This window comes from Intrasporangium mesophilum (assembly GCF_054783095.1).
Genome location: NZ_BAAGRF010000003.1, coordinates 346,176 through 360,727 on the forward strand (window position 1 = coordinate 346,176; position 14,552 = coordinate 360,727).

11 protein-coding genes and 1 tRNA gene are annotated in these 14,552 nt (G+C 69.2%); all 12 read left to right on the forward strand.

The annotated features are described in order from the left end of the window. The first annotated feature begins 185 nt into the window (after nucleotides 1-185). Entirely contained in the window at nucleotides 186-1,301 is a 1,116-nt protein-coding gene (gene ald, locus ACYVLP_RS03000) for an alanine dehydrogenase (RefSeq protein ID WP_460625840.1), read from the forward strand. Between the two features lie 14 nt (nucleotides 1,302-1,315). Further along, nucleotides 1,316-2,344 carry a site-specific tyrosine recombinase XerD gene (gene xerD, locus ACYVLP_RS03005; protein WP_460625841.1) on the forward strand — a complete coding sequence of 343 codons (1,029 nt, stop codon included), beginning with the start codon at nucleotides 1,316-1,318 and terminating at the stop codon, nucleotides 2,342-2,344. A gap of 96 nt (nucleotides 2,345-2,440) precedes the next feature. Beyond that, entirely contained in the window at nucleotides 2,441-3,379 is a 939-nt protein-coding gene (locus ACYVLP_RS03010) for a ParA family protein (RefSeq protein ID WP_460625842.1), read from the forward strand. Between the two features lie 13 nt (nucleotides 3,380-3,392). Next, the gene (locus tag ACYVLP_RS03015) at nucleotides 3,393-4,433 is read left to right on the forward strand and encodes a segregation and condensation protein A (protein WP_460625843.1); all 1,041 of its coding nucleotides are present in this window, start codon (nucleotides 3,393-3,395) and stop codon (nucleotides 4,431-4,433) included. Further along, nucleotides 4,426-5,082: an SMC-Scp complex subunit ScpB gene (scpB, locus tag ACYVLP_RS03020; protein ID WP_460625844.1), complete on the forward strand. Its 657-nt coding sequence runs from the start codon at nucleotides 4,426-4,428 to the stop codon at nucleotides 5,080-5,082. The genes ACYVLP_RS03015 and scpB overlap by 8 nt, the downstream gene beginning before the upstream one ends. Nucleotides 5,083-5,389: 307 nt before the next feature. Beyond that, on the forward strand, nucleotides 5,390-6,319 hold the full coding sequence (locus tag ACYVLP_RS03025) for a pseudouridine synthase (protein WP_460625845.1): 930 nt from the start codon (nucleotides 5,390-5,392) through the stop codon (nucleotides 6,317-6,319). A 55-nt stretch (nucleotides 6,320-6,374) separates the two neighbouring features. After that, a complete protein-coding gene (locus ACYVLP_RS03030; protein WP_460625846.1) occupies nucleotides 6,375-7,457 on the forward strand; it encodes a prephenate dehydrogenase in 1,083 nt (360 codons plus the stop codon). 82 nt (nucleotides 7,458-7,539) lie between these two features. Next, nucleotides 7,540-8,247: a (d)CMP kinase gene (gene cmk, locus ACYVLP_RS03035; RefSeq protein ID WP_460625847.1), complete on the forward strand. Its 708-nt coding sequence runs from the start codon at nucleotides 7,540-7,542 to the stop codon at nucleotides 8,245-8,247. Then, entirely contained in the window at nucleotides 8,244-8,909 is a 666-nt protein-coding gene (locus ACYVLP_RS03040; protein ID WP_460625848.1) for a lysophospholipid acyltransferase family protein, read from the forward strand. Before cmk ends, ACYVLP_RS03040 begins: the two co-directional genes overlap by 4 nt. Before the next feature lie 12 nt (nucleotides 8,910-8,921). Beyond that, a complete protein-coding gene (gene der, locus ACYVLP_RS03045; protein WP_460625849.1) occupies nucleotides 8,922-10,457 on the forward strand; it encodes a ribosome biogenesis GTPase Der in 1,536 nt (511 codons plus the stop codon). A 204-nt stretch (nucleotides 10,458-10,661) separates the two neighbouring features. Continuing rightward, nucleotides 10,662-10,738 (forward strand) — tRNA-Pro (locus ACYVLP_RS03050). A gap of 1,064 nt (nucleotides 10,739-11,802) precedes the next feature. After that, nucleotides 11,803-14,535, forward strand: coding sequence for an ATP-binding protein (locus ACYVLP_RS03055; RefSeq protein WP_460625850.1), 2,733 nt, complete (start codon nucleotides 11,803-11,805; stop codon nucleotides 14,533-14,535). Nucleotides 14,536-14,552 lie beyond the last annotated feature (17 nt).

The following is a 14,552-nucleotide window of genomic DNA, read 5'->3' on the forward strand; positions in this document are numbered from 1 at the left end:
CTGATCAGCGCGCGCCTGTGGATGACGAGTGGTGTCGTCGGGTCCCTGTGCAGGACTGCGTTTCGGCGGCCCGTCATGACGGTGCCGGGGCCGCGGTTACAGTGGCCTGGCAGCCCCTTGACGGGGCGCCCGAGCCACGGCAACGGCGCCGGGGTGGTGGTCAGTCCGAAAGGAAGTGCAACGGCATGAAGGTCGGCATCCCACGCGAGGTCAAGAACCACGAGTACCGCGTGGCCATCACACCCGCCGGGGTCCACGAGCTGGGCCGGCACGGGCACGACGTGTTCGTCGAGCGTGACGCAGGAGTCGGTTCGTCGATCCTCAACGAGGACTACGAGGCCGCCGGCGCCAAGGTCCTCGACGGAGCCGACGAGGTCTGGGACACGGGCGATCTCATCCTCAAGGTGAAGGAGCCGATCGCGTCCGAGTACAGCCGGATGCGCGAAGGACAGACCCTCTTCACCTACCTGCACCTGGCTGCGGACCGGCCGCTCACCGAGGAGCTCGTCAAGCGCAAGGTCACCGGGATCGCCTACGAGACCGTCGAGCTGCCCGACCGCAGCCTGCCGTTGCTCGCCCCGATGTCCGAGGTCGCCGGACGCCTTGCGCCACAGGTCGGCTCCCAGGCGCTGCTGCGTGCGGAAGGTGGGCGAGGTGTCCTCATGGGTGGTGTCAGCGGGGTGTACGCCGCCAAGGTCGTGGTCATCGGGGCCGGTGTCTCCGGAATGAACGCCGCCGCGATAGCGCTCGGCATGCAGGCCGAGGTGCTCCTGCTGGACCGCGACATCAGCAAGCTGCGCCACGCCGACTTCGTCTACCAGGGCCACTGCCAGACGGTCGCCTCCAACGCGTACGAGATCGAGCGTGCCATCTCCGACGCCGACATGGTCATCGGGGCAGTGCTCGTCCCCGGCGCCAAGGCTCCCAAGCTCATCACCAACGAGCAGGTCTCCCGGATGAAGCCGGGATCGGTGCTGGTCGACATCGCGATCGACCAGGGCGGCTGCTTCGAGGACTCGCGCCCGACGACGCACGCGGACCCCACCTACATGGTCCACAACTCCGTCTTCTACTGCGTCGCGAACATGCCCGGAGCGGTGCCGCACACGAGCACCTACGCGCTGACCAACGTCACGCTGCCGTATGCCGTGGAGCTGGCCAACCGGGGCTGGCGCGACGCGCTGCGCGCTGACCGCGCCCTCGGGCTCGGTCTCAACACCTACGACGGCCATGTCACCTACGCGGGTGTCGCCGAGGCGCACGGGATGGACTCGATCTCGCTCGAGGAGGCGCTGTCCTGACTCGGGACGTCACAGTGGGTCCGCCCGCGGCCACGACGAACGCCACGACGAACGCCGCGGCCATCCAGTCTCCGACGCGCACCTCTACGCGCCTGGAGCGTGATGTCCGCGGCTGGCTCGACCACGTTCGGGTCGAGAAGGGCGCGTCCGACAACACGCTGAAGTCGTATGGCCGAGACCTTCGGGCCTACTGCGCGTTCCTCGCCGAGCGGGGGATCGACGATCCCGGCCGGGTCACCGAGGCCGACGTCACCGACTTCCTGGCTTCGCTGCGAGAGCGCGGGCTCGCGGCGTCGTCGGCGGCGCGGACCCTTGTGGCGGTGCGGGGCTTCCACCGCTTCCTGGCTCTGGAGGGGGACGTGCAGAGCGACCCGGCGGCCAACGTCGCGCCGCCGAAGCCGCCGAGCCGCCTGCCCAAGGCCATCCCGCTCGAGGCGGTCGAGCGCCTCCTTGCCGCCTCGTCGGTCGGCGACACGCCCGAGTCGCTTCGCGACCGTGCGCTTCTCGAGATCCTCTATGGAGCCGGCGCGCGGATCAGCGAGGCGGTGGGTCTCGACGTCGACGACATCGACACGGGAGAGGCGGAGCAAGGGCCAGGCACGCCGACGGAGGACGGCGGGCCGAGCGGCCGTGTCGGCGCCGTCCGGCTGCGCGGCAAGGGCCAGAAGGAACGCATCGTCCCGGTCGGGCGCTACGCGGTCGTGGCTGTCACGGCATACCTCGTCAGAGGCCGACCGGCCCTGGCTACGCACGGATCGGGGGGTCCCGCGCTGTTTCTCAACCAGCGCGGGCAGCGGCTGTCACGCCAGTCGGCGTGGGCGGTCATCCAGCGAGCTGGGTCCCGAGCGGGCCTCACCGAGCACGTGTCGCCACACACCCTGCGTCACTCCTTCGCGACCCATCTGCTCGACGGCGGCGCGGATGTCCGGGTGGTCCAGGAGCTGCTCGGTCACGCCTCCGTGACCACCACCCAGATCTACACGATGGTGTCCGTGCACCGACTCCGCGAGGTCTATGCGGGCGCTCACCCACGTGCCCGCTGATAGGGTCACTCGTGATCAGCGAGAGGCTGACCACAGCCTCTCGGCGCCAGGCCGAGCGGAGTGGAACCCACGGTGAACGAGGAGTCACACGACACTATGCAGTCCGTGCCGTCCGAGCACGTCGTGACGCCCAGCACGGCACGTTCCACCCCCTCCTCGAACCATCTGCCCCAGACCGAGACCTTCGTCGCCGGCGAGATCGGGCCCACCGGACGGCCCCTGCCGGAATTCCCGCAGCCGCCCGCCCTGACCAGCCACGGGCCCGCGCGGATCATCGCGATGTGCAACCAGAAGGGCGGCGTCGGCAAGACGACGACGACGATCAACCTCGGCGCCGCGCTGGCCGAGCTCGGGCGCAAGGTTCTCGTCCTCGACTTCGATCCACAGGGCGCGCTGTCCGTCGGACTTGGCATCAACGCACAGGAGCTCGACCTCACGATCTACAACCTGCTCATCGAGCGGGGCCACGAGATCCACGAGATCATCCAGCAGACTCGCACCCCGAACCTCGACCTCGTCCCGGCGAACATCGACCTGTCGGCGGCCGAGGTGCAGCTGGTGGGCGAGGTGGCGCGCGAGCAGGTGCTCGCCCGGGTGCTTCGCCCCGTGGTCGACGACTACGACGTCGTCCTCATCGACTGCCAGCCGTCGCTCGGACTGCTCACCGTCAACGCCCTGACCGCCTCGCACGGCGTGGTCATCCCGCTCGAGTGCGAGTTCTTCGCCATGCGCGGGGTCGCCCTGCTCATCGACACCATCGACAAGATCACCGACCGGCTCAACCCGCGACTGCGCCTCGACGGCATCCTCGCCACGATGTACGACCCGCGCACGCTGCACAGCCGAGAGGTCGTGAAGTCCGTCGTCGACCACTTCGGCGACCAGGTGTTCCACACGGTGATCAACCGCACCGTGAAGTTCCCCGACGCCACCCTGGCTGCCGAGCCGATCACGACCTACTCCTCCGACCACTCCGGCGCGAACGCCTACCGCCAGCTCGCGCGCGAGCTCATCTCGCGCGGCGGTGCCGCCTGACCGCCGTGGCGTGATGACCGAGCAGGACACCGTCGGCCGCGGGTCGGTCGACCCCGACACGTCTGCCGTGCCCGCAGACGCACCGGCGCAGCCGAGGAGCCCCGGCGCTGCCCGTGAGGAACTGACGCCAGGTGGCGTCATCACCCGAAGGGCCGCGGCACCGTTCGAGGTGCACCTCGACGTGTTCTCCGGGCCGTTCGAGCTGCTGCTCGGACTGATCAGCAAGCACAAGCTGGACATCACCGAGGTCGCCCTCGCGCGCGTCACCGACGAGTTCATCGCGCACATCAAGGCCGCACAGGCAGCGCAGAGCGAGTGGGATCTCGGCCAGGCCTCGGAGTTCCTACTCATCGCGGCGACCCTGCTCGATCTCAAGGCCTCTCGCCTGCTGCCGCAGTCGGGTCCGCAGGACGACGAGGACCTCGCCCTCATCGAGGCGCGCGACCTGCTCTTCGCGCGGCTCCTGCAGTACCGCGCGTACAAGGAGGTCGCGGCGATCTTCCGGGAGCGGATGGCGACCGCAGGGCGCATCACGCCGCGCCTGGCGGGGCTCGACCCCGAGTTCACCAGCCTGCTGCCGGAGCTGGTCATCGCGGTCACCCCGGAACAGTTCGCCAAGATCGCCGCCCGCGCGATGACGCCCAAGGCGCCACCGACCGTGGGCCTGGACCACCTGCACGCGCCTCAGGTCAGCGTTCGCGAGCAGGCCGCGATCATCGTCAACCGCCTTCGGGCCCGCGGGCAGGTCTCCTTCCGCAGCCTCGTCGCCGACGCGGACACCACGCTGGTCATCGTCGCGCGCTTCCTGGCGCTGCTCGAGCTGTTCAAGGAGTCTGCGATCGCCTTCGAGCAGGCCGAGGCTCTCGGTGAGCTCGACATCCGCTGGACCGGCACCGACGAGGGAGACGTCTCGATCGAGGACGAGTTCGACGAGTTCGACGAGGACGGCGAGACGCGCGAGGCTGGTACCGGGCCGGACGACGGCCTGGCGGAGCAGGAGCAGGACAGCACGACGGGTGGAGACACCCCACGGACAGGAGCAGACGATGAGTGACCAGTCGGCGCAGGGGCCCGACGCGGTGACCGAGCCTGACGAGCTCGACACCGCCGCGGGTGCCGACGAACAGATCGCCTTCGACATCAACGAGTTCCCGGGCGGGGCCAAATCGGCTCTGGAGGCGGTCCTCATGGTCGTCGACGAGCCGATCAACGAGGTGTCGCTCGCGTCGGCGCTGGAGCTGCCGGTCGAGGACGTCCGCGCGCATCTGCACGAGCTGGAGCAGGAGTATGCCGCCCAGCAGCGTGGGTTCACCTTGCGCAGCGTCGCGGGCGGCTGGCGCGTCTACAGCCGGGCCGACTATGCCCCGGTCGTGGAGAAGTTCGTCCTCGACGGCCAGCAGGCCAAGCTCACGCAGGCCTCGCTCGAGACGCTCGCGGTCATCGCCTACCGGCAGCCGGTGTCACGGTCGCGGGTCAGCGCGGTCCGTGGCGTCAACGTGGACGGGGTCGTGCGGACGCTTCTGTCGCGCGGCCTGATCGAGGAGCTCGACGACGTCGGGGAGAGCGGTGCGGTGCTCTATCGGACGACCCCCTACTTCCTGCAGCGGATGGGCTTGGCGTCGCTGGACGACCTTCCCGCCCTCGCCCCGTACCTGCCCGACGCCGATGTCATCGACGAGCTCATCGAGGAAGGACACGCATGAGCCCTGCTCTTGGCGCCTCCGGCGCGTGCCGCGGGGCCCGTGAGGCGTTGCCTTCCTCCGCTTCGCTCGCTCGTTCCTCCCACGCAGAGCGTGGGACCCAGCTCGCTGCGCTGCGTCCAGGCAACGCCGGCCCCGCGGCTGTGCTTATGGCGCCTCGCTTCGCTCCGACGCGTGCCACGGCGCCTGGTGGGCGTTGCCTTCCTCCGCTGCGCTCGCTCGTTCCTCCCACGCAGAGCGTGGGACCCAGCTCGCTGCGCTGCGTCCAGGCAACGCCGGCCCCTCGGCTCTCCAAGGATGGTGATCTCGTATGAGTGAGTACTCGCGCTCGCCACGTCAGCCTCGTAAGAAAGCCGCAGGCGCAGGCCGGGCCAAAGCGAGCAAGAAGGCCGCAGGCCCTGGCAAGGCCTCGGCGCGCAAGAGCACCGGGCCGCGCTTCGCCGGCTCGACCAAGGCGAGCCAGCCGACCAAGCTTCCGCCGCGGCGGGAGGCCGTGCCAGTCGACGTGCACGACCCGGATGGCGTGCGCCTCCAGAAGCTCATGGCTGCCGCCGGGGTGGGCTCCCGGCGTGTCTGCGAGAACCTCATCGAGCAGGGCCGCGTCGAGGTCGACGGGCAGGTGGTCACCGAGCTCGGCGTCCGGGTCGACCCCAAGAGCGCGGTCGTGCACGTGGACGGGGTGCGAGTGAACCTCGACGAGGACCGCGTCTACCTCGCCTTCAACAAGCCCAAGGGTGTCGTGACCACGATGAACGACGAGCTCGGCCGCATCTCCCTCGCCGACTATGTCGGCAACCGTGAGGAGCGCTTGTTCCACGTCGGTCGTCTCGATGCCGACACCGAAGGGCTGCTTCTGCTCACGAACGACGGCGACCTCGCGCACCGCCTGCAGCACCCGGCATACGGCGTCCTTAAGACGTACATCGCGACGATCCGCGGCCCCGTCAACCGCGATGTCGGCAAGCGGCTGCGTGAGGGCGTCGAGCTCGAGGACGGATCGGTGAGCGTCGACTCGTTCCGCATCGTCGACCATCAGCCGGGCAAGGCGATGGTCGAGGTGGTGCTGCACGAAGGGCGCAAGCACGTGGTCCGTCGCATGCTCGAGGCGGTCGGGCACCCGGTGCTCGAGCTGGTCCGCACGGAGGTGGGCCCGATCCGCCTGGCGGACCTCAAGTCGGGGCGGATGCGCCGCCTCAACAAGGCCGAGATCGGCGCGCTCTACAAGGCCGCAGGCCTTTGACCCGAAAGACGGCGCGACTGCGCGGGATCACCCACCGCCTCGCTACGCTGAGCCGGTGACCACGCACGTCCGCATCATCGGCACCGGGCTGATCGGTGCCAGCCTCGGAATCGCGTTGTCCGCCAACGGATTTCACGTCTCTCTCGAGGACCCGTCGCCGACCGCCGTCCGGCTCGCTCGGGACCTGCGGGCGGGTGAGATCGCGGACGACGCGACCCCGATCCCGGATGTCGTGGTCGTGGCGGCACCTCCTGACGTCGCTGCGGATGCCGTCGTCGCGGCCCTCGTCCGCTGGCCTGAGGCGGTCGTCACCGATGTCGCCTCCGTGAAGGAGTCCGTGCTCGACCGCGTCCTCGCCTCAGGCGTCGACGCATCGCGCTACGTCGGCTCGCACCCGATGGCGGGTCGTGAGCGGTCCGGGCCGGCAGCCGCCCGAGCCGATCTCTTCGACGGCCGCGCCTGGGTGGTCGTCCCACACCCCGGCTCGACCGAGACCGCCGTCCGGCAGGTTCGTGCGATGGCTACCGCAGTGGGATCGGCCGTCCGCGTCATGCCGGCCCACGAGCACGACGAGGCGGTCGCGGCGGTGTCGCACGTCCCGCAGCTGGCCGCGAGCATCGTCGCCGGCTGCCTGCGCGAGCTCCCCGAGTCGGCCGTGGGTCTCGCTGGGCAAGGACTGCGCGACGTGACACGTATCGCCGCCAGCGACCCGAGGCTCTGGACGCAGATCCTGGCGGGCAACGCGCCTGCGGTGAGGGACGTGATGCGCCATGTCCGCGAGCAGGTCGACGACGTCGTCGCAGCGCTCGACAGGCTCGTCGACGACGACGGCGAGGGGTCGTTCGGGACCCTCAGCCGCGTCCTGGAGGCCGGCAACCTCGGCCACGCGCGGATCCCGGGCAAGCACGGCAGCGCCCCGGCGGCATACGAGGTCGTGTCTGTGGTCGTGCCCGACGTGCCCGGGTCGCTGGCCCGCCTGCTCACCGACGTCGGTGAGGCGGGGATCAACCTCGAGGACCTGCACCTGGAGCACGGTCTCGGGCAGGCTGTCGGCATCGCCGAGATCTCCGTCGTGCCGGCGTCGGTCGAGCCGCTTCGCGCTGAGCTCGAGCGGCTCGGCTGGCGCGTGCACGACTGAGTGCGACAGCGCTACGGGTCGGGCCGATCCGTCCTACGGGCGGGTCCCGGCGCGGTGGGTGCGAGGCACTATCCTCGGGCGCATGTCGCAGACCCCTGATGAGAGCTTGTCCGGATTCGTCGTCGCCATCGACGGCCCTTCCGGGTCGGGCAAGTCGAGTGTCTCGAAGGAGGTGGCGCGCAAGCTCGGGTTCGGGTTCCTCGACACCGGCGCCATGTACAGGGCGCTCACCTGGTGGTGCCTGCACGAGGGCGTCGACCTGACCGACCCCGACGCGGTCACGGCGGCCGCGCGCACCTTGCCCCTCGAGATCGGCACCGACCCCGACGTGCCCACGGTGCGGGTCGGCGACACCGACGTCACCGCTGCGATCCGAGAGACCGGCATCTCGACGAACGTCTCGGCCGTCGCGACCGTCATCCCGGTGCGTGAGACGCTGCGGGTCCTGCAGCGTCGCCTCATCGCCGATGCCGGACGTGCTGAAGGCGGCGTCGTGGCCGAAGGGCGCGACATCACGACCGTCGTGGCTCCCGACGCACAGGTGCGGATCCTGCTCACCGCGTCGGAGGAGGCCCGCCTGGCCCGAAGGTCGAAAGAGCTGCACGGCGCCGCCCACGACGAGGCGGTCGCGGCGACCCGCTCTCAGATCGTCGACCGCGACAAGGCCGACTCCACGGTGTCGGAGTTCACCGTCGCCGCAGACGGTGTGACCACCCTCGACACCTCCCACCTCGACTTCGACGGCTCTGTCGCCGCGGTCCTGCAGATCGTCGAGACGGCACGGTCATGACCGATGCCACGGCCCCACACCCGAACCGCGCCCGGATCGGTCGCCTGATCGGCAAGTTCATCTTCAGCACGCTCTACTCCGGCCGCGCGCGCCACGCGGAGCGGGTTCCGATGACCGGTCCCGTGATCCTCGTGGCCAACCACGCGGCGTTCCTCGACGGCCCGCTCGTGTTCGGCATGGCGCCGCGAGCGGTCAGCTTCCTGGTCAAGCAGGAGGCGTTCAGCGGGTTCTGGGGCTGGACGATCCGCAACGTGGGCCAGATCCCGATCGACCGCACCGTCGGCGACCGCGCCGCCTTGGCGGCGGCGACGGCGGTGCTCGAGGCCGGGGGAGCGGTCGGCATCTTCCCCGAGGGCAACCGGTCCGACGGTGACGTCCAGCAGGTCAACCAGGGCGCGGCGTGGATCGCACTGCGCACCGGGGCGCAGGTCGTCCCAGTGGCCGTCATGGGGACCCGCGTGCCAGGCAAGACCAAGGACTCGTGGCCTGCACCGCGCTCGCGGCTCGTTGTCGACTTCGGAGAGCCGTTCCAGCTCGCCGTCGACACCTCGGCCCCTGGCCGCGACCGGCTGCGACTGGCCAGCGAGCAGCTGCGCGAAGCGCTCGCGTCACATGTGCAGCGCGCCCGGGTGGAGAATGGTGCGTCAACAGACGTTCACTGATTCGAGGACACCGTGACTGACGAGACCGCCCGCCCCACCGATGAGGGCGCTCCGATCTCGACCACCGACCCCGCTGGCGACTCCGCCGGCGAGGCCGCTTTCGATGCAGGGCCCGATGACGCGTCGGTCGAGCGCGCCTTGCGCGCCGGCCTGAGCGACTTCGACCTCAGCGCCGAGGACGAGGCGCTGCTTGCCGCAGAGGGGCCGTATGCCGCCGCCGAGGTCGGCGAGGGACCGCTGCCGGTCGTCGCCGTGGTAGGCCGCCCTAACGTCGGCAAGTCGAGCCTGGTCAACCGCATCCTGCGACGACGCGAAGCCGTCGTCGAGGACGTCCCCGGCGTCACCCGCGACCGAGTGTCCTACGAGGCCGAGTGGGGCGGTCGACGGTTCACGATCGTCGACACCGGCGGCTGGGAGATCAACGCGACGGGGATCCACCTGCGCGTCGCCGAGCAGGCCGAGATCGCGATCGACCTCGCCGATGTCGTCATGTTCGTCGTCGACGCGACCGTCGGCTCCACCGACGACGACGAGGCCGTGGTGCGGCTGCTGCGCCGGTCCGGAAAGCCGGTCGTGCTCGTCGCCAACAAGGTCGACGACGAGCGTGGCGAGGCGGATGCCGCGGCCCTGTGGAACCTCGGCCTGGGCCAGCCGTGGCCGGTGTCCGCGGTACACGGCCGAGGAAGCGGTGACGCGCTCGACGCTGTGCTCGAGGTGCTTCCGGCAGTGTCCGCCTACGGCGCCTACGCGCCGGGCGGGCCGCGTCGCGTCGCGCTCATCGGCCGCCCCAACGTCGGCAAGTCCAGCCTGCTCAACAAGCTTGCCGGGTCCGACCGGGTGGTCGTCGACCATGTCGCCGGCACGACCCGCGACCCGGTCGACGAGCTGATCGAGCTCGGCGGGAAGACGTGGCGCTTCGTCGACACCGCCGGCATCCGACGGCGGGTCCACCAGACGCGCGGCGCCGACTTCTACGCCTCGCTGCGCACCCAGACGGCCCTGGAGAAGGCGGAGGTCGCGGTCGTGCTCATCGACGCCGGGGAGCCCATCGCCGAGCAGGACGTTCGCGTCATCCAGCAGGTCATCGACGCCGGCCGCGCGCTCGTGATCGCCTACAACAAGTGGGACGTCCTCGACGAGGAGCGCCGCTACTACCTCGAGCGCGAGATCGAGAAAGAGCTCGTCCAGGTCCCTTGGGCGCCCCGCGCCAACATCTCCGCTCGGACCGGACGGCATACGGACCGCCTCGTGCCGGCCCTCGAGACCGCCCTCGATTCGTGGGACACCCGCATCCCGACTGCTCGCCTCAACGCCTTCCTCGGCGAGATCGTCGCCGCCCACCCGCACCCCGTGCGCGGCGGCAAACAGCCACGGATCCTGTTCGCGACCCAGGCCTCGACGCGACCGCCTCGTTTCGTCGTGTTCGCGTCCGGGTTCATCGAGGCCGGCTACAGGCGGTTCCTCGAGCGCAGGCTGCGTGAACAGTTCGGCTTCGAGGGCACGCCCATCGAGGTGTCCGTCCGCGTCCGCGAGAAGCGCCGCCGTTGACGGTCGGCTGACGCTCCAGCAGAGCAGCAGGTCAGGGGCCGTGTCAGGTCAGCGTTGCCTGGTCGGCGTCCCAGAGCGCACGTATGCCGTCGGGCCGCTCCCAGGGGAGGGGCCCGATGGCAGACGGCTGCGTCGGGCGTGTCCGGGGCCGATTCGGTCGCCAAGGTGCCCGTACGCTATGGTTTCGTTCGCCCCACGGGGCAACGGGCTGTGGCGCAGCTTGGTAGCGCACTTGACTGGGGGTCAAGGGGTCGCAGGTTCAAATCCTGTCAGCCCGACCAAACGCTGAGGGGCCTGCTGGAGCGACGGAGTCGTTCCAGCAGGCCCCTCGAGCCTTGTCCGGGCGGACGGGATGCGGGGAGAAGGAGCGCACCGCTGCGAGGAACGAGCAGCGGAGCGAGACGACGGCTCCTGTCAGCCCGACCGACCGGGGCCTGACCTGTTCACGCAGGTCAGGCCCCGTTTTCGTCTCCCTGCCCGGCGTCCTCACCGTCGCCTGTGCCGCCGCACGAGGGCTCCTCCAGTGGCGAGCTGGCGGTCCAAGCCTCGATCTATTGCACTTGACCCGTTTCGTGCTCGGGGTCAAGGGGTTCTACCGTCGTCGGGCAGGAGCTGAAGCCGCATCAGGTGTATGACAATCTGCTCTGGGTCCCGCTCAGAGCGGTCGCGCGCGCAGGGGTCGGCGATCGTCAGTAGGCCCCGCAATTCGGCGAACGCCCCCGCGGGCGGAGGTGTCCCGCGCAGATCATCGCCCTCCAGGGGTCATGAGCGAGACGTTGCCGTTGTACGGGATCTCCTACCCGCTGTACTTTGTGTAGCCGGTCGCCCTCGTTAGAGCCATCCGATGTCGGTCCCCCGATGAAGCGATCGCCCTTCACGTGCGCCCTGGCGATCCGGTGTCGACCAGGTGGAAAGCAGCCGTGGTCGATGATGATCTGGTCGCGCGGGAGCACGGCTGGGCTGGCATTGCCTGCGGCGATGTCCGCAGTGCCGTGGTGGACTGTCTCGACCAGGCTGGAGTGATCTGGCAGCGAACGCCGGGGTCGGCCATGACGTGCCAGGTGTGCGAAGACGCTCACGCCGCGGGTGGTGTTGACGGCGAGTGGATCATCGCGAGGATGTCGCGGACGGTATCCCCATTCTGGCGATATGCGCTTCGCCGACGATCGTGACGGGGATGGACGAGGCGTCGATGTCATCTCGCTGACAACCGCGGCCCCGTTCCCTGCGCAGCGTCTCGCGGAGGGCGCGTACAGGCTCAGATCCCACGAGGTCTCTGACAAGTGGTGCGCGCAGCGGAATGCTAGGGATCGGGCAGGGGTCCAGCGTCGTTGCGGAGGTACGAGTGCGAGCGGAGTTTGTGGGGCGCGAGCATGAGCTGCAGGTGTTGAGCGAGCGCGCCGAACAGGTTGTATCCGGTCAGCCGCGGTTAGTTGTCGTTGATGGACCGGCCGGAATTGGAAAAACATCCCTTATTGCCCATTTCGGCGAGTCGTTGAGTGGTTGGCGCGTCATCAGGCTGTCAGCGGATGAGGCGGAGACACGCATGCCGTACGGCCTGGTTATGCAGCTATGGTCGGCTGCGACCGACGGCATGTCCATGGCCCATCGGGCCGAACTTGGCCCAACCGATCCGATGAAGGTGGGCGCGGAGTTACTCACACTCGTGGGCGAACTGCAGGAGGCCGGACCGGTGGCGATCATCGTCGACGATGCTCCGTGGGCGGATCCCCAGTCCCTGACAGCTCTGACGTTCGCGCTCAGGCGATTGCAGGTGGACCAGGTGCTCACGCTGCTCACTGCGCGCAGCGATGACATGGACCGTCTCCCTGCGTCACTGCAGCGACACTTCAACGACCGTGGCGAGAAGATGACCCTCCCTGGATTGGACACCGGGGCGGTCCTGGCGCTCTGCACCCAGATGGGTCATCCGGCTCTCCGCCACCGCGCGGCCGCTCGGCTACGAGAGCACACTGGTGGCAATCCGCTCCATCTATGTGCGCTGCTGACCGAAATGTCGTCGGCCGACCTGCAACGCACGGGTTTCCCCATTCCTGCCCCGGACTCCTTCAGCCGGCTCGTGCTGGCGTCGTTGACTGGTTGCCCTAGGGCGGCCCGGTCTCTGGTGACCGCAGCTGCTGTATTGGGTGTGGAATGTTCGCTGAATGCGGCCGCCGCTGTCGGCGAGGTCAGCCAGCCGTTGGACGCGCTGGAGCAGGCGGAAGCGTCTGGAATCATCAGGGGCCACCTCACGAATGAGGGCTGGACGCTTGCCTTCCGCCACTCGCTGACCCGGTCGGCCGTCTATGGCAGCCTTGGGCCAGGGACCCGGGCGAGGTTGCACCTGCGGGCAGCTCAAATGGGTTCCCCGACGTCGCAACTTGCCCATCAGGTGGCAGCTGCGTCCGGCCCAACTCCCGAGCTCGTATCCATCTTGAGGGTGCAAGCGGAGATCGAGACACAGCAAGGGCGGCCGGCCCTAGCGGCGGACTTGCTGCTCGCCGCAGCCCGGCTGAGTGAGCCAGGAGAGGAGAGCGCGTTCGTTCTAGCCGCAGTGGGACTCCTCCTGCAGGCAGGTGAAGTCGAGGAAGCAGTGATCCTTGCGGACCGTGTTGTGGAAATGGCGGATACTCCACAGCGGCGCCTCGTGGAGGCCAAGTTGGCGTGGGCTTCGGGACGGTATCTCGAGTTCGAGGAGCAGGCAAAGACGGTCTGGAATTCCGGCGTCGCTGGGGAGGCTGCGGCCGCGGCCGCCATGCTGGCGCATTTGCGGTTACTCCAAAATGACAACGCATCTGCCGCTCGATGGGCTGGTCGCGCTCTCAAGAGCGGGATGCTGCCAGGGCCGGTCGCATCTGACGTGCGCGCGGTGCAGGCGCTGGGAACCTGCCTCTCGGGCTTCGGCCCCGAAGGGCTCGACCTTCTGCGCGACCTTCCTATGTCGCCAGATGATGTGCCGGCGGGCCGACTCAACGAGCTGATCAGTCGGGGCGAGATGTTCCTGTTCGTCGGACGGCCGCACGAGGCTAGGGCCGACCTTCAAGCGTTCCTGCCTGGTCACCGAGGTTTCGGCGGCAGCTCCATCGGGCTGGTTGCCATCAGCTACCTAGCCGAGGCGGAGTACCGCGTTGGCGCGTGGGACGACTCACTTGGCCACGCCGAGCAGGCCCTATCGTTGATCATTGACAGCGGTCAGACATGGTTGCTCGCCCTGGCCCACGCCATCCCCGTACTGGTTTTGGCGGCGCGTGGACAGTGGGTCGAGGCAGGGGCGCACACCGAGCAAGCGCAAGCCGCCGCCACCGCACTCGGCGACCGAGCCAGCCTGTCGTACGCAGCCAACGCCGCGGTCCACTTGGCTTCCTGTCGTGGAGACGCACTTGCTGTGATCTCGGCCGTCCAGCCGCTTCTCGAGACCCCCGTCGGGTCCGCGACGCATGAGCCCGGCGTATTCGGTTGGCGGAGTCAGTACGCGGAGGCGCTCATTGCCCTTGGGCGCCACGGCGACGCCGCCTCCGTGCTGCACGACCTCCGGACAATAGGCACCCGGAGGAACCTACCCTCGACGATGGGCACAGCGGCCCGCATCGAGGGTGTGCTCGACGCCGCAATGGGCGATCCGACGGCCGCGCGTGCCTTGTTCGAACACTCGATGCGCGAAGGCCGCGCGAACGCCCTGGATCTCGCTTTGGCCCCACTCGCATATGGGAGCTTCCTGCGCCGCCGTGGGGAACGCCGCCGTGCGCGAGAGCTGTTGAACGCCGCACTTGGGGCCTTCGGCGCGCTGCAAGCGGAGCCCTTTATGGCCCGTTGCCGCTCCGAGTTGCTCGCTTCGGGACTGCCTGATCACGCCACGAAGGCTTCCGGCCCTTCGATCGTCAGTGAGCTCACGCCTCAGGAGCGGGCGGTGGCCCGGCTGGTCGGCGCGGGCCGGACCAATCGGGAAGCTGCGGACCAGCTCGTACTGAGCGTTAAGACGGTGGGCTACCACCTGGGCCACGTGTACGCCAAGCTCGGTGTCCGGTCCCGCTCGGAACTTGCGGCGCTGCTCGCCCACTCGGAACTGAGCGGAACCTAGGCATTTGCCTGAGGCGC